14 protein-coding genes and 1 pseudogene are annotated in these 18033 nt (G+C 63.9%); 7 read left to right on the top strand and 8 right to left on the bottom strand.

Going from position 1 to position 18033, the window contains the following annotated elements:
• Window positions 1–266: 266 nt before the first annotated feature.
• Window positions 267–1145, bottom strand: a complete 879-nt coding sequence (locus tag HX881_RS23905) for a LysR substrate-binding domain-containing protein (protein WP_042935574.1) — start codon at window positions 1143–1145, stop codon at window positions 267–269.
• Between the two features lie 133 nt (window positions 1146–1278).
• Here HX881_RS23905 and HX881_RS23900 point away from each other — a divergent pair, with 133 nt between their 5' ends.
• Window positions 1279–1692 carry an ester cyclase gene (locus tag HX881_RS23900; protein ID WP_177086966.1) on the top strand — a complete coding sequence of 138 codons (414 nt, stop codon included), beginning with the start codon at window positions 1279–1281 and terminating at the stop codon, window positions 1690–1692.
• A 210-nt stretch (window positions 1693–1902) separates the two neighbouring features.
• Here the strand turns inward: HX881_RS23900 and HX881_RS23895 are convergent, their stop codons facing one another.
• Together HX881_RS23895 and HX881_RS23890 are read right to left on the bottom strand one after the other, a co-directional pair.
• Window positions 1903–2607, bottom strand: coding sequence for a dienelactone hydrolase family protein (locus tag HX881_RS23895; protein WP_017126744.1), 705 nt, complete (start codon window positions 2605–2607; stop codon window positions 1903–1905).
• Window positions 2608–2819: 212 nt separating this feature from the next.
• The gene (locus HX881_RS23890) at window positions 2820–4475 is read right to left on the bottom strand and encodes a glycosyltransferase family 39 protein (protein ID WP_177086965.1); all 1656 of its coding nucleotides are present in this window, start codon (window positions 4473–4475) and stop codon (window positions 2820–2822) included.
• Window positions 4476–4782: 307 nt separating this feature from the next.
• On the opposite strand from HX881_RS23890, the gene HX881_RS23885 reads away from it, so the two are divergent.
• The 4 genes from HX881_RS23885 (at window position 4783) to HX881_RS23870 (ending at window position 12236) form a co-directional block, all read left to right on the top strand.
• A complete protein-coding gene (locus HX881_RS23885; RefSeq protein WP_377652232.1) occupies window positions 4783–8193 on the top strand; it encodes a hypothetical protein in 3411 nt (1136 codons plus the stop codon).
• A 162-nt stretch (window positions 8194–8355) separates the two neighbouring features.
• A complete protein-coding gene (locus tag HX881_RS23880; protein ID WP_017126742.1) occupies window positions 8356–8709 on the top strand; it encodes a DUF1428 domain-containing protein in 354 nt (117 codons plus the stop codon).
• Window positions 8710–8830: 121 nt separating this feature from the next.
• Window positions 8831–10672: a gamma-glutamyltransferase gene (locus tag HX881_RS23875; RefSeq protein WP_177086964.1), complete on the top strand. Its 1842-nt coding sequence runs from the start codon at window positions 8831–8833 to the stop codon at window positions 10670–10672.
• Between the two features lie 109 nt (window positions 10673–10781).
• The gene (locus HX881_RS23870) at window positions 10782–12236 is read left to right on the top strand and encodes an ArnT family glycosyltransferase (protein WP_177086963.1); all 1455 of its coding nucleotides are present in this window, start codon (window positions 10782–10784) and stop codon (window positions 12234–12236) included.
• A gap of 69 nt (window positions 12237–12305) precedes the next feature.
• Here the strand turns inward: HX881_RS23870 and pmrG are convergent, their stop codons facing one another.
• The gene (gene pmrG, locus HX881_RS23865; protein ID WP_177086962.1) at window positions 12306–12980 is read right to left on the bottom strand and encodes a lipopolysaccharide core heptose(II)-phosphate phosphatase PmrG; all 675 of its coding nucleotides are present in this window, start codon (window positions 12978–12980) and stop codon (window positions 12306–12308) included.
• A 65-nt stretch (window positions 12981–13045) separates the two neighbouring features.
• On the opposite strand from pmrG, the pseudogene HX881_RS33325 reads away from it, so the two are divergent.
• Together HX881_RS33325 and HX881_RS33320 are read left to right on the top strand one after the other, a co-directional pair.
• Window positions 13046–14428, top strand: a pseudogene (locus tag HX881_RS33325) (methyl-accepting chemotaxis protein); the annotation flags it as partial.
• Between the two features lie 39 nt (window positions 14429–14467).
• Window positions 14468–15331: a methyl-accepting chemotaxis protein gene (locus tag HX881_RS33320; RefSeq protein WP_425503538.1), complete on the top strand. Its 864-nt coding sequence runs from the start codon at window positions 14468–14470 to the stop codon at window positions 15329–15331.
• 40 nt (window positions 15332–15371) lie between these two features.
• Here HX881_RS33320 and HX881_RS23855 read toward each other — a convergent pair whose 3' ends face one another.
• From HX881_RS23855 to HX881_RS23840, 4 genes are all read right to left on the bottom strand, one after another.
• Window positions 15372–15791: a type II toxin-antitoxin system VapC family toxin gene (locus tag HX881_RS23855; protein ID WP_177086961.1), complete on the bottom strand. Its 420-nt coding sequence runs from the start codon at window positions 15789–15791 to the stop codon at window positions 15372–15374.
• Window positions 15788–16033, bottom strand: coding sequence for a FitA-like ribbon-helix-helix domain-containing protein (locus HX881_RS23850; RefSeq protein WP_177086960.1), 246 nt, complete (start codon window positions 16031–16033; stop codon window positions 15788–15790). The genes HX881_RS23855 and HX881_RS23850 overlap by 4 nt, the downstream gene beginning before the upstream one ends.
• Window positions 16034–16109: 76 nt before the next feature.
• On the bottom strand, window positions 16110–16478 hold the full coding sequence (locus HX881_RS23845; RefSeq protein ID WP_017126735.1) for a glyoxalase superfamily protein: 369 nt from the start codon (window positions 16476–16478) through the stop codon (window positions 16110–16112).
• A gap of 100 nt (window positions 16479–16578) precedes the next feature.
• On the bottom strand, window positions 16579–18033 hold the full coding sequence (locus HX881_RS23840; RefSeq protein WP_177086959.1) for an N-acyl-D-amino-acid deacylase family protein: 1455 nt from the start codon (window positions 18031–18033) through the stop codon (window positions 16579–16581).

The raw sequence follows: 18033 nt of genomic DNA, 5'->3' as shown, positions 1-18033 counted from the left end.
AATATTTGACCGTCGCGGGACGATATTACGAGAGGATGTCCCGTTTGGTCTCACCGAGGGTTTTGCCCGCGATCCACAAAAGCACACACAGTGGCGAGCGTTTCTGAAAAAGAACAAACTCGAAGCATTGGACCTGATGCACGTAGTGACAACTCTGCACGACTTCTTGATGCCTGTGATTACCGCAGTACGCAGCAAAACATCCTATCTACAACACTGGCCGGCTAACGGCCCCTGGTCGCCAACTGCGACACAACAGTAAACACTCAGGTCAACCGCGCCCCCGCCATCAGCCCCTCGGTCAGCAACGACACCAGCGGCTGTACCAGGTGCTGGGTGCCGGCCTCATCGCCCACTACCGCCACCTCGGTGGAGGGCAGTGTCGGTAATTTTTCCGAAGGTTCGAGAATCTTCATCCCTTCCTGCAGGAACGAGGTGCCCAGGGCAGTGATGCCCAGCCCGCCGGAGACGGCAGCCTGCACGCCGATCAGGTTGCTCGCCAAGCAGGCCGATACCCATTCGCGATTCACCGATGCCAGGGCCTCGACCATGATCGCGCGGTACGCGCAAGGCGGTCGCATCATCACCAGCCGCACCGGCCGGGACGCTTCGATTTCATAGTCGCTGGCAGCCATCCACACCAGCGGCTCGCGCCAGATGACGCGACCGCGCTGGGCCGTCGCGCTGATCTTGCGCTTGGCGATCACCACATCCAGTTGCCCCGCCTCATAGGCGGTGAGCAGGTCATTGCTCAGGCCGGTGGTGAGCTCCAGCTGGATATCGGGATACAGCGCGCAAAAGCGCGACAGCAATTTGGGCAGCTGGGTCAGCACCAGGTTTTCCGAGATGCCCAGGCGCAACAAGCCCGGCATCGCCGGCGCCTTGATCTCACGCAGGAACGTCTCGTAATGCACCAGCATCCGGCGCGCGCCCACCAGCAGGCGCTCACCGTCCGCGGTCAGGGTCAGTGCGCGACTGGTGCGCTCGAACACCCGGAGACCGAGGATCTCCTCCAACCGGATGATCTTCTGGCTCACCGCCGATTGCGAACGCGCGATCACCTCTGCCGCCGCCGTGAAACTGCCGGTTTCCGACACGGCGATAAACGCCCGGAGCAGGTCGATCTCGATATCGCTGGCTTGCATGATGAATTCGCCTTTCAACTGGATGCAATTAAATTTATGCGTTTGAGTTCTAGATAGCAAACTCCGAACATCGTGCTCATCCGGTCGGCGGTCAGCGCATCGGCCAAACAACTGCAAGCACGAGGAACACCCCATGACAGGCAACAAGGCTGTAGAAATCGTCGAAAGCTTCTGGCGCGAGGTCTGGCAGAAACAGGATCCGCGAGCGGCGGCGCGCTTCGTCAGCGAAGACTTTGTCATCACCTCGGGAGGTGTCGACATCGTCGGCCGCGAGGCATTTATCGATTGGATCGGCGCGTTCCTGGCGAAAATCGACGACTTCGATTTCGCCAGCATCGAGACATTCCAGAATGCCGACGGCACCCGCGTGGCCTCGCGCTGGATACTCGAGGGCAAGAACAACGGCTTTATCGGCAATCGGGCCTGCGGCACCCCGTTCAAGATGCTGGGGACCGCGGTCTGGGAAGTGCGCCCGGACGGGCAACTGGGCCACAACTGGGTCGAGCGCAATGCCCTGGAAGTCCAGCGCGAATTGCTCGCGTCCTGAATACCGGCAGCATCCTGTGCGCCCGGCAGCCTGCCTGATCCTGCTCCTGTACCTGCTGACGCCCGCCCATAGCGCCCGTCCACCGGAGATTGTCATGGACACCAGGAACTGCCAGACGGGCTCGGGCTTGCAGGACGACCCGGCGTCATCCTGAGTCGTCCGGCACACGGGACACGACGTGGTGCCCCGTGCAAACGGCCTGACGGTGGATCAATCCCAGAGTTTCTGGCCAAAGAACGTCAGGGTCCGGTCCCAGGCCATTTGCGACCAGACCGGGTCGAACTGGGTCCCGGGGATGCGTCCGCTCCCCACCGCCGTCTCGTTGGCGAAGGCGTGATGCGCCAGGTAACGATGGAACGTGGCATCGACACCCGCTTCATGCAGCGTGGTCTCCAGGGTGTCGACGGTTTCCGCCGGGAAGAACAGATCCTGAGTCGCCCAATGCGCCAGCAGCGGTGCCTTGATCGCCGCGGCATTGAGGTATTCCAGCGGTGGGAAACCGTACCAGACCACGCCGGCCGTCAGCTCCGGGATGGCATTCAAGGACAGCAGCGTCAGCGCGCCGCCCATGCAGAAGCCGGTCACGCCGATATTTTTCGTGTGGGCGCCCAGGTACTGCACAGCGCCACGGATATCCTGGGACACCGCCTCGGCGAAATCCAGCTTGCTCATCAGGTGATGGGCTTCTTCCTCTTCCACCGTCGACTCGCCACGGTACAGATCGGGCACCAGGGCCAGGTAGCCGCAGGCCGCCAGGCGATCGGCAACGCCACGAATCTGGTCGTTGAGCCCCCACCATTCCTGGATCACCACAATGGCCGGGGCACCTTCGACTTTTGCCGGACGGGCCAGATAACCGCTGACCTCGCGACCATCGGGACGTTTGAAACTGATCAGGCTGTTTGCTTGCGACATGGGCTTGCCACCTTTGTGTTGGAGTGAATGGAGTCGGGCTCGATCAAAGCACCGTACCTTCCTGCTGACGAAAGCTATTTGACCGACAACCGATGACTTTTCAAAGCGCCCGGCAGGACATAAACAGGGCAGATTCCGACAATGCTCGGCTTCATGGTGTCTGCGCTACCCGACGCCCTTTCCTCCGGCGCCAGCGCAGCCCTGGAAAAACGTTACTTCATCTCGATCACCACACACGGATTACCATTGAAGCGCCCCTCGAATGCGGGAGTGCTCTTCTCCAGTGCCGTCCCCGCCAGCAACCCCAGGTCCTTGCGCGACAGGATCACCCAGGCCGGACGGGGCAGCGAATCCAGTCTGGCGGCATCGGCCCCGGCGATGAACAGCGGCTGCTCGTCATGGTCCAGGTTCATCATGTAGCGCACGGCCCAGGTGTCCTGCCCCAGGTTCAGGAACACCAGCGGCCCCGGATTCGCCGCGCGCAGGCGTTCCACCGGTTCGACAAAGCCCCGGGTGTCGAACTCCAGGTCCTTGGCCGGCTCCACCACCTTCACCAGCAGCAACCACTGCGCCGCCAGGGCGATCAGGCTCAGCAGCACCAGGCGCCGGCCCAGGTCGTGGAGCGGCTGCACCCTGGCTTTGTTCAGCCAGACACAGGCAGCGAGCCCTTGCAGAATCACCAGCGTCCCGACCAGCAGCGGCAGCGAAACCTGCGGCCAGAAACCATGCTTGAGCCAGGAATGGCGCAGGACGAAGACGACAATCACCGCCAACCCCGGCAACAGCGTCACCAGCCCTTCATAGAAGCGGCGCACGCCCACCAGCCAGCCTTGCGCCTGCAGCAGCCCATAGGCCGCCACCGCCGCGAACATCGGCACCATCGGCAGGACGTAATAAGCACGCTTGAAGTGCGGCACCGACAGCCCCAGCAGGATCATCAACCCGCAGGCCCCCAGGCGCAAAGCCAGTTGCACATCGCTGTCCCGGTCCCGCAGCGACCATTTGTGGCGCAGCGCGATCAGGGTCGCCAGGGCCAGCGGCACCACCGGGAAATAACGATAGAGACTGAGCTGGAAGTAGAAGAAGAACGGCTCGCCACTTTCATCGAGACGACCGCCGACCTGCATGTGGTAGACCTGATCGGCAAAGCCGTCGCCGCCGCTGAACCGCGCCAGCTTCATCAGCAACCACCAGCAGGCGGCGAGCAGCAGCAGGCCGATAACGCCGTGCACCAGGACCTTCCTGAGCAGTTGCAGCGTCTCGGCCCGCGAGCGGGAAACACCCATGGCCCAATAGACACAGGCCACCCCGCAGACCTCGATCAAGCCCAACGGCCCACGGATGACAAAGCCCAGGACGAACAGCGGGAAGATCGCGTACTGCCGAAGCTTCGAGCCCAGGCGTTCACCGCTGTGCAGCAGATAGAAACAGGCCAGGCACAACAACGAAGTCATCTGGTCCAGGCACACCGAACGGGACTTCTCCAGCAGCTGTGTGGTCAGCGCCGTCAGCAGGACGGTCAGCAGCGCCCAGGAACGCCCGGACGGCGCCAGCAAGCGATAGATCATCGCCATCACCCCGGCCGAGGCCAGCGCGGTCGGCATGACATTCGCCAGATGGTTCGGCGCCCCGAACAGTTGGGCGAACAGAAAGCTCAGGAACGTCGCGGTGCCCGGATAGTCGGGATACGGCTGGCCATAGGTCGTGGCGAACAGGCTCGGGCCATGGCGAAACATTTCATTGAGGAACAACGCCCAGCGACCGTCGAAGCCCTGGGCCGTCTGGTCCCAGATGCCCAGGGTAAAGAGCAGCAGTGCGATCAGGAAGATGTACAGGGATTCAAGGCGAAACCGGTTTTCGTGAGCCATCGGGTGTCCCATCAGTCAGAGTCGCCACTCGGCAGGCTGGCGTGCCAGCCCCAATGGTGCAGGTCCAGGCCCTGAATACACCCTGAACAAGCTGCAGAAAAACCGCCGCCACGCCCCGCTTCGCGACGCCCGGACCGCCCTGGTTTCGTCGCCAGCCCACGGCCCACCTGGGTTTCGCGATCTTTCACAACTTTTCGCAACCTTCCACGGCAGCCCCCCTGCTATGGTTTTTGCCGATCCTGAAACGGCAGGACAACCACTCGCCGCCCGGTTATCACAGGAGCTCCCGAGCATGAAGACGCAAGCGCTGAACACTACCGCCGACCCGAAAGCCTTCAATCGCTCGCCTTCCGGGGCCCCTTTTGCCGTGCTGCTCAAGACCGGCGAACAGGACAATGCCGTCTACCGCCAGGCCAGGCCCGATGAGAAGGCCCCGGCGCTGTCCGGCTATGCGTCCATCGAGAAGCCCGACACCCTGGCCGCCGACACGGTGCGTTTCGTCACCCGGGACGGCGATCACGTGCTGGTCAGCAAGGCCTCCAACCCCGGGCTGTACCAACAGGTAGTGGCCGACCAGAAACTCCTGCCGGGCCTGACCGACAGCCTCGCCCAGGGTTACCAGCTGGCCGCCGGCGACGCGTCGGCACCCGGCAGCCTGGCGGATTACAAGGCCATCGGCGCCGCCGACGAAATGGGCCCGGGACTGATCCGCTACGAAACCGGGGACGGCCACAAGGTCATTGTCGCCGAGCGCGACAACCCCGAGCTGTTCAAGCAGGTCAGCGAAGACTTCAAGGCCCTTGGCGCCATCAACGCCAGCGAGGCCGACGGTTACCACCGGGCCGGCGCCGACGACACGCCGCCCGGGAAGCTCGGCGACTTCAAATCCGTCGGCCCCGCCGATGAAGTGGGCCCCGGCCTGATCCGCTACGAGACCCAGGACGGCAACAAGGTCATCGTCTCGGAGCGCGACAACCCGGCGCTCTTCGAGCAGGCCAAGGACGCCTACGCCAGCCTGAGCGGCCTGACCGCCAGCGAAGGCGAAGGGTATCGTCGGGCCGGTGACAACGAAGTCTGGCCACCGGTCGATGGCACGATTGTCGGGCCGAAGGACGAAGTGGGTCCCGACACCATCCGCTATGAAAGCGACGGCAAGAAAGTCGTGGTCGCCCGCGACGACAATCCCAAGCTGTTCGACTACCTCGTCGGCCTCTACGACCTCAAGAGCGATCCGGGCAAGCTCGCCGCGCTGCAGTCCGCCACCGACGGTGGCTCGACCCTGGCCGACCAGAACACCCCGCCGCCCGGACTCAACGACTACAAGGGCTTCGGCTGGATCGAAGGCCAGCAAGGCAATGTGCTGACCTACGAAACCCATGACGGCAAGCGCATGGTGGTCTCCGCCGACCTGACGCCGGAACTGTTCAAGAGCGTCGCCACCGCCCACGACACCTGGGACAAGATCCACACCAGCGAAGGCGAAGGCTACAAGCTCGCGGGCCCCAACGATTTCCTCAAGAACACCGATATCACCTTCGGCTCCCCCGACGAACTGGGGAACGGCCTGATCCGCTACGAGACCAGCGAAGGCAAGGTCATCGTCTCCAAGGAACTGAGCCCGCAACTCTACGAAGAGGTGGTCGGCAAATGGGAGGCCTGGAGTGCCGGCACGGTCGACGAGACGCGCGGCAAATACAACCTGCCGCCCAAGTCCGAACTGGACGTGCTCAACCTCAAGACCGGCGTGCGCGCCGATGAGAAGGATTCGAACTCGCCGGAGCTGAGTGTCAGCGAACTGGCGACCAAGGAACTGCTCGACACCTACCGCGCCGGCGTCGCCGACGGCTCGATCGCCAAGGACGATCCGCGGGCCAGGCTGGTTCGCGCCCTGGAAGCCCAGGCCGCCTACCAGAACGGTCGCGGCATCACCGGCTACGAGGAAGAACCCGGCGCCTTCGGCGGCACCTGGCGGGTGTTCGACGACAAGCAGACCGAACTCACCTCCGCCGACATGCACGACATCATCGACGGCCCGGCGCTGCAGAAACAGCTGGCGACGCTGTTCGCCGACCCGACCGTCCAGGCCGACTACAAGGGCAAGATGGACGATGCCATCAACCACCTGCCGAACAAGGACGAGATCAAGCAGAAGCTGCTCGACCTGACCGCCAACCCGGACTACATCACCTACCTCAAGGACCTGCAGAACCAGGGCAAGACCCACGAAGCCCAGCAGGACCTGAGCGATACCCTGACCTCGCTGTCACTGTTCGACCCGGACGCCGCGAGCAAGGCCGCGCAATCGATCCAGGCCGACGGCCTGACCACCGACCTTAACGGCATCCTCGCCGACCCGAGCAAGATCAGCGACGACAACAAGGAGCTGGCGACCAAGGACCTGTTCGGCCTGCTCAAGGGGGTGCTCAAGGGCAGCCTGCTCGACCTGCCGCGGCGCTCCCAGGAAGTCATCGAGAAATTTCTCACCGAAGGCCTGCAGGGCAAGGAAAAAGCCTCGGCGGTGACCAAGGCCCTGGAAGAGCTGGGCGCGGTCTACAAGGCCAACGGCTCGATCAGCGAAGCCGACCTGAACACCGCCCTGAACAAACCCTACATCCCGATCGCCGACCGCGGCACCCTCGGCGAGGTGTTCAACACCCTCAACAACAAGGGCATCCTCGGCTCCCTCGGGGCCGGCGTCACCCTGTTCTCGGCGATCTACCAACTGGTCGGCAAGGGCGGCAAGCTCGGCGAAACCCCGGCCCAGCGCATGACCATCGCCAAGGACTTCCTCAGCTTCGCCGGAGCCAGCAGTCACTTCGTCAAACTCGGCGACAAGATCGGCGAAGCCCTCGGCAAGGGCGGCCTGGTGGACTTCCTCGGCCTGGACAAGACCCTGCCCGAGATCTGGGGCAAGACCGGCACCCAGGCGCCGAACTTCGAGTTCCGCGTCAGCGACCTGCCGGCGGATGTCAAAGCCAAGATCAGCACCGCCCTGGATGCGGTCCCCGACAGCAAGTACGACGGCATCGCCGAGCTGTTCGGCGACGGTGATGGCGCCAAGGCCGCCGCCGACAATGTCACCGACGGCCTGACCACTCACCTGGACGATGCCCTCTCAGCCGCCGGCGGCGCCAAGCTCAGCGCCTCGAAGGCCGCGAAGATCGCCGGTTCGGTGATCAAGGTGCTGGGCCCGGCCACGGATATCGTCGGCGGCTTTGCCGATATCGTGCTCGGTGCGTTCACCATCAAGAGCGGCGTGGAGACCAACGACCCGCTGTCCAAGGCGGCCGGCGGCCTGCAGGTCGCCGGGGGTGCCTTCGGCGCCTCGGCGGGGGTACTCGGCGCGGCGGCGCTGTTTGGCGCCGGTTCCGCGGCGGCGCTGACCGGCCCGTTCTTCCTGGTGGGCGTGGTGCTGGCGGTGGTCGGCGGGATCGTCGGCTACTTCGTCGACCACAACAAGAAACAGAAGGCTTCCGAGAAGGAAAACGACTGGTACCGCGAACTCGCCGGTGACGGGGTGCTGCAGGACAACTGGGCCGACAAGGTCGAATACGCCCACTACTCGATCCACCATTACGGCGGTCGCGAAGCACCGACCGACGACAGCCTGTTCCGCTTCCAGGACAGCGAATGGGAACACTTCGACCAGACCCCGCAGAAGGGCGGCTCGTCCAGCAACCGCCTGGATGACGACCTGCATGTGGACTACGGCGACTAGCGCAGGGGGATCGCAGGTCCGGGCACTGGCACAACCGCCGGTCGGCCTGGCCGGCATCGAGTGAATGGCCGTGTCGATTCCGCCAGCAGCGGATCGACTAACCCACAGATCGACCGTTATCGGGTCGACCTCGATTCACTCACGCCAGTCAGGAGACTGATCATGTCCTATGTCGATGGTTTTGTAGCCGCCGTACCTACCGCCAACCGCGAGCGCTTTCGCCAGCATGCCGAAAGCGCCGCGGTCCTGTTCAAGGAGTTCGGCGCACTGAGCGTCGTCGAGTGCTGGGGCGATGATGTCCCGCCCGGCAAGCTGACCTCGTTCCCCCTGGCGGTCAAGCTCAAGGAAGACGAGACCGTGGTGTTTTCCTGGATCGTCTGGCCCTCGCGGGAAGTCCGCGACGCCGGGATGCAGAAAGTGATGAGCGATCCCCGCCTGCAACCGGACGTCAACCCCATGCCGTTTGACGGCCAGCGGATGATCTTCGGCGGGTTCCGGATCATCGTCAGCGCCTGACGACAGTCCCACCGCTGTCGTCAGATGGCGGTGGGAACGCGGCACCCGCCGGCACCCGTGTTGTTCCAGCCTCCCGGCACGCTCTATAGTGCCAGGCACGTCCAAGGCAGGAGCCTACGCAGTGCACTCCAGAATTTTCACCCGTCGCGTCTATCTTCGTACTCTTTCTTCCCTGGCCATCGCCCTTTCGCTTGCCTCCTGCAACGCCCCGCCCGCCACGACCGCCACCGCCCTGCCCGATGCGCCGGAGATCGGCACGGGCTATCGCACCGGCATGGTCACCCAGCATGCGACCCGGCATATGGCCGCCGCCGCCAACCCGCTGGCAGCTGAAGCCGGACGGGAAATCCTGCGCCAGGGCGGCTCCGCCGTGGACGCCGCCATCGCGATGCAGGCCGTACTGACCCTGGTCGAACCCCAGGCCACCGGTATCGGCGGCGGCGCCTTCATCATGGTCTGGGACGGCCAGCGCGTGCACGCCTATGACGGCCGCGAAACCGCGCCGGCCGGTGCGACCGAGAAGCTGTTCCTCAACCCCGACGGAACGCCGATGGCATTTACCCAGGCCCAGATCGGCGGCCGCTCGGTGGGCACGCCCGGGGTGATGCGCGCCCTCGAACTGGCCCACCACAACAATGGCCGGTTGCCCTGGGCCCAGCTGTTCGAGCCGGCGATCCGCCTGGCCGAGCAGGGTTTCCCGATTTCGCCGCGTCTGCACAAGCAGATCGCCGCCAGTCCGTTCCTGCCGAAATCCCCAGCCATGGCGGCCTATTTCCTCAACGCCGACGGCAGCCCGAAAGCCGTCGGCACGATCCTGAAGAATCCGCCCCTGGCAGCCGTGCTCAGGCGCATCGCCAATGAGGGCAGCGACGCCCTCTATAAAGGTCCGATCGCCCGGGAGATGGTCGCGGCGGTCAACGGCAGCGCCAACCCCGGCAGCCTGTCGCTGGCCGACCTGCAGGGCTACCAGGCCAAGGAGCGCACGCCGATCTGTTCGGACTACAAGCGCTGGAAATTCTGCGGCATGCCACCACCGTCCTCCGGCGCCATTGCCATCGCGCAGATCTTCGGCACCTTGCAGGCGCTGGAGGCCCGGGACAGGCAATGGGCGTTGCCAGCCCTGGCCCCACAGAAAAGCGCATCGGCCGCCGGTCTCGAACCGCGTCCGCAAGCCGTGCACCTGATCGCCGAGGCCGAGCGCCTGGCCTATGCCGACCGTGGCCTGTACGTCGCCGACAGCGACTTTGTCCCGGTGCCGGTGGCCGGCCTGATCGATCCGACCTACCTCGCCCGACGCGCCGCACTGGTCGGCGAACGCAGCCTGGGCAAGGCCGAACCCGGCGTCCCCGCCGGACTCCAGGTCGCCCTCGCCCCGGACCGTTCGCCTCCGCGCATCTCCACCTCGCAGATCGTCGCGGTGGATGACCAGGGCGGCGCCGTGTCGATGACCACCACTGTGGAAAGCTCGTTCGGTTCGCACCTGATGGTCGAGGGTTTCATCCTCAACAACCAGTTGACCGACTTCTCGTTCATCCCCAGCGAAGACGGCAAGCCGGTGGCCAACCGTGTCGAGCCGGGCAAGCGCCCGCGCTCGTCGATGGCGCCGACGCTGGTGTTCGACCGCCAGGGTGGCGAGTTCCTCGGCACGGTCGGCTCCCCGGGCGGTTCGCAGATCATCGAGTATGTCGCCAAGACCCTGGTCGGCCTGCTGGACTGGAACCTCGACCCGCAGGCGGCGATCAACCTGCCCAACTTCGGCAGCCGCAATGGTCCCACCGAACTGGAGCAGGGCCTGTTCTCTCCACAGTTGATCGATGCGCTCAAGCACCAGGGTCACGAGATCAGCGAGCCGGAGATGACCAGCGGCACCCAGGCGATCATGCGCGTGCGCGATGCGCGAGGTGCCAGTTCGTGGGCCGGTGGTGCCGATCCACGGCGCGAGGGCGCGGCACTGGGGGATTGAACAAACCCGATCTTCCGCACAGTCGTTCACAATTTATTAAGAACTCCCTCCGTATAGTGACCGGTTATCTGGATGCCCTCGGGCTCAATTTCCTTTAGCCGGTATCACCATGCGAACAACACGCCCCGCTCTCCTGCTGTTCCTGCTTGGCTGTCTAGTGTTCTTCTTTGCCCTGGGCAACCATGAACTGCAGGGTTCCACCGAATCCCGGGTCGCCGGGATCGCCATGGAAATGCACCTGAACAACGACTGGGTCACCCCGCGCCTGCTGGGCGAGCCGTTCCTGGAGAAGCCGCCGCTGAGCCTGTGGCTGGACGCCAGCGCCATCCGCCTGTTTGGCGGCACGCCATTGGCGGTGCGGCTGGCCTCGGCCTTCGCCGGGCTGTTCACGGTGCTGGCACTGTACGGATTCATGCGCAAGATCGGCCGACCGACGCTACTGGCGTGGACCGCCGCGGCGATGCTCGCGACCATGGCCAGCTATCTGGGCAATGCGCGCCAGGTCGGTGAGGACGCGATCCTGAGCCTGGGCGTGGCGCTGGCACTGTTCGCCTTTTTCCATGCCGGCCGGCGACAGCAGGAACAGGCGGGAACCCTGGGCAGCTGGCTGGTGTTCGTCGTCGGCATCGCCATCGCGACCCTCAGCAAGGGCGTGCTCGGGCTGGCGCTGCCGGGTATCGTGATTTTCGTCTACCTGGTCAGCGAGAGCCTGATCGACAAGCGCTTCACCTTCGCCAACTGGCTGCGCCCGGCGGTGTTCACCCTGATCGGGCTGATCCCGTTGCTGATCTGGCTGACCCTGCTCTACCGCCAGGGTGGCCTGCAAGCGGTCGGTGAGGTGCTGTGGGCCAACAGCGTCGGCCGTTTCAGTGGTTCCTTCACCGCCGCCGGGCACTACGAGCCGTTCTATTACTACTTCACCAAGCTGCCGGAAGCCTTCCTGCCCTGGAACCTGCTGGTCTACCTGGGCCTCTGGCACTTGCGCAAGGAACTGGTACGCAAGCGCCACCTGCTGTTCGCCACCGTCTGGATCCTGGCCCAGTTCACCCTGCTGACCCTGGCCTCGAGCAAGCGCATGGTCTACATGGTGTCCATGGCACCGGCCGCGGCCATCATCGCCGCCGAATACAGCGGGGTGATCCTCGACTGGCTGCGCCGCCGGTCCGCCAGCTCGACGCTCAGCCGCAACCTGGTCGAGTATCGTCGCCCGCTGGCGGGGGGACTGCTGGCGGTCGTGGTCTGCGCTTACCTGGTGGTCGCCTGGCGGGCGCCTATCGCCGACCGCACCACTTCCTTCAAGCCAGTGACCGAACAGGTCATCGCCCTGCAGTCCGGCGGCAAGCAGGTGGCGCTGTATCAACCGGACGAACGCCTCGCCTCGACGGTCTTCTATACCCAGCGCCAGCAACAGGTGGTACAGACCCAGGCCGAGCTGGATGCCTTCCTGGCCGCCTCGCCGGACAACGTGGCCGTGGTCCAGAACCAGGAGCCGGATGCCTCGCACACGATCCTGGCGACCGTCACCATCGGCGGCAAGCGCACCTACTACTTCTACACCCGCTGAAGCGAACGCCAGGCATAAAAAAACGGCGCCCCCTGGGCGCCGTTTTTTATTGGATCGGGTCGCGACCACTCACGGCTTGAACACCTGCGGCCAATCCGAAGCTTCGATAAAGCCCATCACTCGCGGGGCTTCGCTCGTCGAGTTTTCCGTGATGAACAAGGCGGCGCCATAACCGAGAGAAGGCATGGAGAGCTTCATCGACTGCTCCAGGGCATTCATGCACTCGCTGTGGGTGACCAGGATCAGGTTGCGCCCTGGCACCTTGAAGCGGCGCACATCGCGCAGCATGGTCTTGCGGCAGTTGAACAGCCAGTCCTGCGTGCTGCTGACCTGGTTGAACATATAGAATGAGCTCTGCACCGCCCGGGTCAACGGACTGTTGTAGATATCCGTCCTGGCCAGTCCGAGCTTTTCAAAGCGGGCGCCAAGGCCCACCGCCACATCGCGCGCGCGATCGGTGATACCGTCCTGGCCGTCCAGGCAAGGCGCCTTGGAACGATCGCAGCGCTCGACATGGCGCACCAGCACGACCATCTCGCCCTTGGCCCAACCGGCACTCAACGCCGCCGCGCTGCTGGCGCCGTGACGGGCAAGATCGGTAATGGTCGCCGGGCGCAGGATGAACAGCGTCAGGGGAATGACAAATAACGCGGAAAGCAGCACAACCAGGGTATTTTTATATTTGGCGAAACGGCTCAGTTCGAACGAACGCCTGATCCCGCTATACGTCAGTCTTGATTCCACGTTGAGGTGGCCCCTACGGCAAACGCTGGTTGAGTAAACGATGTCGGTGACCCTACAGGGCAAAAATGACAGCCGAGCATCGGGCGTCACTGCCACTGGAGAAACCGCTCGAATACCGCGCTACACCGATCCGAACGCAGAGACTAGGTCCGCAGAAGTCGCCCTCTGGTGAAAGGAATGTGAAAAATTCCTTAAGCCCGCGGTGCGCTGTCCCGCCGGCAAAAACACCGCCACGAGCCCGGGATCCGGGCACGGCGGCGATTCGCCATCCCGCACTACACTTCGTGAAACAACAGCTCACGAGAAAAACCTTTCAGCTATCGGCCCTGCCGCCGATACAGCCCCTACGGACAAATTCAGCTGGCACCAAGAACAACACCTTCCAGCCACCCGACGAGCAAGCAACACAACGTTCCTGGAGGAATTCAATGAATAGCTGGTTTGGAAATATCAGCGTCAACCTGAAACTGGGCCTGGGCTTCGGCCTGGTCCTGGTGCTTACCACCATCCTGGCCCTGACCGGCTGGACCAGCCTGGGCGGCCTGATCGACCGTAGCAACTGGATGAGCGACATCACCCAGCTCAATGCCTCGCTGACCAAACTGCGCGTAGCCCGCTTGCAGTACATGCTCACCAACGGCGACGAGACCGCCGCACAGAACGTGCAGGTCAACCTCGATGCCTTTATCGCCCAGCAGCAGAAGCTGATCGGCAGCTTCAAGAGCCCGGAAAACCTCAAGCTGCTCAATGAGCAGGCGACGATCATCAGCAACTACCAGCAGTCGCTGAACAAGATGCGCGACGCCTATCGCACCGCTGCCGGCGCTCGCCAGACCATGGGCGACAATGCCGAGGTCATTCAGAAACTGATCTCCACGATCCACGACAACGTCCTGAACATGGCACCGGGCGAAGAGGGACGCTTCGAGCGTTTCCAGGCCATCACCCACGCCAAGGAACAGTTCCAGCTGACACGCTACGAAGTGCGTGGCTATACCGGCAACAGTAACCCGGATACCGAACAGAAGGCTGTCAACCAGCTGAATGAAGCGATTGCCGGCCTGAAACAACTCCAGCAGCAGTTCAGCAGCAGCCAGCAGAACGAGCTGCAAAAACTGGAGACGGCCCTGGGCAACTACCGCGTCGCCGTGCAGGCCTATAAAACGGCGAACAGCGCCGCCATCCAGGCCCGCAAGGAAATGACCGACCAGGGCAATGACATCGTCGCCCGCAGCGACGATCTCTATCAGATCCAGCTGGACCGTCGTGACAGCGAAAGCGCCCGGGCCCGCAGCCTGCAACTGGGCAGCACCCTGCTCGCCCTGCTGTTCGGCATCCTGGCCGCCGTGGTCATCACCCGCCAGATCACCCGGCCGATCCGCGAGACCCTCGGGGTGGTGGAACGCATCGCTTCCGGCGACCTGACGCAGAACCTGGTCGTCACCCGCCGTGACGAACTGGGCGTGCTGCAACAGGGCATCCAGCGCATGGGCAGCACCTTGCGCGACCTGATCAGCGGCATTCGCGACGGCGTCACCCAGATCGCCAGCGCCGCCGAAGAGCTGTCGGCCGTGACCGAGCAGACCAGCGCCGGGGTCAACAGCCAGAAGATCGAAACCGACCAGGTCGCCACGGCCATGCACGAAATGACCGCCACCGTGCAGGAAGTCGCGCGCAATGCCGAAGAGGCCTCTCTCGCGGCCGCCGCGGCGGATGGCGAAGCCCGTGAAGGCGATCGGGTGGTCGGCGAAGCCATCGCCCAGATCGAACGCCTCGCCACCGAGGTGGTGCGTTCGACCGAAGCCATGACCGTGCTGCAACAGGAAAGCGACAAGATCGGCAGCGTCATGGACGTGATCAAGGCCGTGGCCGAGCAGACCAACCTGCTGGCGCTCAACGCCGCCATCGAAGCGGCCCGAGCCGGCGAAGCCGGGCGTGGTTTCGCCGTGGTGGCCGATGAAGTGCGCGGCCTGGCCCAGCGCACGCAGAAGTCCACCGAAGAAATCGAAGGCCTGGTGGCGGCCCTGCAGAACGGCACCCAGCAAGTGGCGACCGTGATGAACAACAGCCGCAGCCTCACCGACAGCAGCGTCGAACTGACGCGCAAGGCCGGCACCTCACTGGAAAACATCACCCGCACGGTGTCGAACATCCAGTCGATGAACCAGCAGATCGCCGCGGCGGCCGAGCAGCAGAGCGCGGTGGCCGAAGAGATCAGCCGCAGCATCATCAATGTCCGCGACGTCTCCGAACAGACCGCCGCCGCCAGCGATGAAACCGCCGCCTCCAGCGTCGAACTGGCCCGCCTGGGCAATCAGTTGCAGATGATGGTCAGCCACTTCCGGGTCTGACGGAGAAGATCGCTCCCATACTCATGGGAGCGATCGGGTTTCAGGCTATCCAAGGGTTGATGATCAACACACCGGATTGCTCGAAATCACGAACATTTCGCGTGGCGATGCTGGCACCGTGCGCCTTGGCAATCGCCATAATCTGCGCGTCAGCCACGCTGGGCGGCCGGCCTCCCGCCTCTCGCTCGGCCACCAGCTCTGCATAGACCACTGCTGCGAGCGCATCGAAGGGCAGGATGCGTCCGGCAAAGTCTTCTTCGAACATCGCCATCGCTTGCGCCTGCAGGCGTTGTTTGCGCTTGCCCGCAGCAAGCCGGGCAATGCCATGAAGCACTTCGGCGACGGAAATCGAGCTGATCACCAGATCAATCGCGGGCTGGGCGTCGACCCAGGCCAGGACCCGCGCATCGGGCTGCAGGCGCATGAATTCAGAAAGCACGTTGGTATCAAGCAGGATCATTCTTCAAGATCCGCCGCTCGTGCTTTCTCGGTACGGGCCGGCAGGTCGAGTTCGACATCACCGAATGGTGCGAAGCGTGCGTGAATGCGGCTGCCCAGGCCACCGGAGCGTTTGGCCTGCAACAGTGCCCGCCCCAGGATCAGCCGCGCCTCTTCCTCCATGGAGTGCCCGTTATGGGCCGCCTCGATGCGCAGTTGCTCTTTGATCTGGTCGTCAAGATTACGAATAGTGATACTGGCCATGACTCACCCCATGCAATCAATGAAATCATTGATTGCAGGCTAACACATGAAACCAGCAAGAGCCCAGCTGTCCGCCCTATACACAAATCGCGTTGGTGAACACCAGCCGATTGCCGAACGGGTCGGTGATGGTCATGTCCAGGCTGCCCCAAGGCGTCGCCTGGATCTGTGGCTGGACCTGGGCATAACCCTTGGCCAGCAATTGCTCGCGGAACGCCACCAGTTCGTCGGTTTCGATACGCAGGGCCGAACCGGGTGTGGCGTCGCCGTGATGCTCGCTCAAGTGCAGCAGGCAATCGCCCTTGGACACTTGCAGATACAGCGGCAACTGCGGCTCGAAGCGATGCCGCCAGTCGACCTGGAAGCCGAGGAAGTCGACATAGAACCCCAACGCCTCGGCCTCATTGAAAATTCGCAGAATGGGAGTGGTTTTACCGAAGCTCATGACAGGTCTTCCTGGCGGGTCTGGATCAAAGCGCTTCGGCCCCGGCGCGGGTTTCTTTAATAGCTTAATGCCATCATCGATTGAAATCGCGACATTCGTCTCAAAAACCCTCGCGCAAATCCCCGGAGCGCGCCAGGAAGCGGCCGGCTCGCCGACCGTTGGCCTGCCCGGCCGAATAGCTCTTCACGCCGTTGACCCAGACCCCGTCGATGCCGGCAGCGGCCCGTTGCGGGTCATTGAAGTCCGCCACGTCGCGCACGGTCAGCGGGTCGAACAGCACCAGGTCGGCCCAATGCCCTTCGCGGATTTCACCGCGCTCCACCAGGCCGAAACGGGTCGCCGACAACCCGGTCATCTTGTGCACGGCGGTGTGCAGGGGAAACAAGCCAAGATCGCGACTGAAATGCCCCAGCACCCGCGGGAAGGCGCCCCACAGCCGCGGATGGGGAAACGGGTCCTCGGGCAGGCCGTCCGAGCCGATCATCGACAGCGGATGCGCCAGGATACGCCGGACATCCGCCTCGTCCATGCCGTAATACACCGCGCCCGCCGGTTGCAGGCGCCGCGCGGTTTCCAGCAGCGAAGCGCCCCACTCCCGGGCGATGTCCATCAGGTCCCGGCCCCCCACTTCCGGGTGCGGAGTCGACCAGGTGATGGTGATGCGGAAGGCATCGGTGACCTGCTTGAGATCGAGGGTCGAGGAACTCGCCGCATAGGGATAACAATCGCAGCCGACCGGATGATCCTTCGCCGCCTGCTCCAGTTTCGCCAGCAGCTGCGGGCTGCGTCCCCAGTTACCCGCGCCGGCGCATTTGAGGTGGGAAATGATCACCGGCGAGCGGGCATGGCGGCCGATCTCGAAGGCTTCGTCCATGGCCTCCAGCACCGGTTCGAACTCACTGCGCAGATGGGTGGTGTACACCGCGCCATGGGCCGTCAGCTCTTCGGCCAGTTGCTTGACCTCATCGGTCTCGGCATTGAAGGCACTGGCGTAGGCCAGTCCGCTGGACAATCCGAGGGCACCGGCCTCCAGGCTGTCGCGCAACTGCGTGCGCATGGCGTCGATCTCGCTCGCCGTCGCCGTGCGCGACAGGTCATCCAGGTGGTTGCTGCGCAGCGCCGTATGGCCCACCAGCGCCGCCACGTTCACCGCCGGATTCGCCACTTCGACCGCCGCGCGGTAATCGCTGAAACGTGGATAGCCGAAGGCCTCCCGCGAGCCCAGCAGGTTCATCGGGTCCGGCGGATCGCCGCGCAGGCTGACCGGCGCGGCGCTGATCCCGCAATTGCCGACGATCACCGTGGTCACCCCCTGGCTGAGCTTGGGCAGCATCTGCGGCTGGCGGATCACCACCGTGTCGTCATGGGTGTGCACGTCGATAAATCCCGGAGCCAGGACCTTGCCGCCGGCGTCGATTTCCTCGCTACCGCTGGCGTCGCCCAGCGCCCCGATGCGGACGATGCGCCCGTCGCGCAAACCGACATCGGCGACATAGCCCGGAGTGTTGCTGCCATCGATAACGGTGGCGTTGCGAATCAGCGTGTCGTACTGCAT

This window comes from Pseudomonas gingeri (assembly GCF_013386115.1).
Lineage (GTDB): Bacteria > Pseudomonadota > Gammaproteobacteria > Pseudomonadales > Pseudomonadaceae > Aquipseudomonas > Aquipseudomonas gingeri.
Note: the sequence above shows the minus strand (reverse complement) of the source record. Positions and strands in the feature narration are given on the sequence as shown.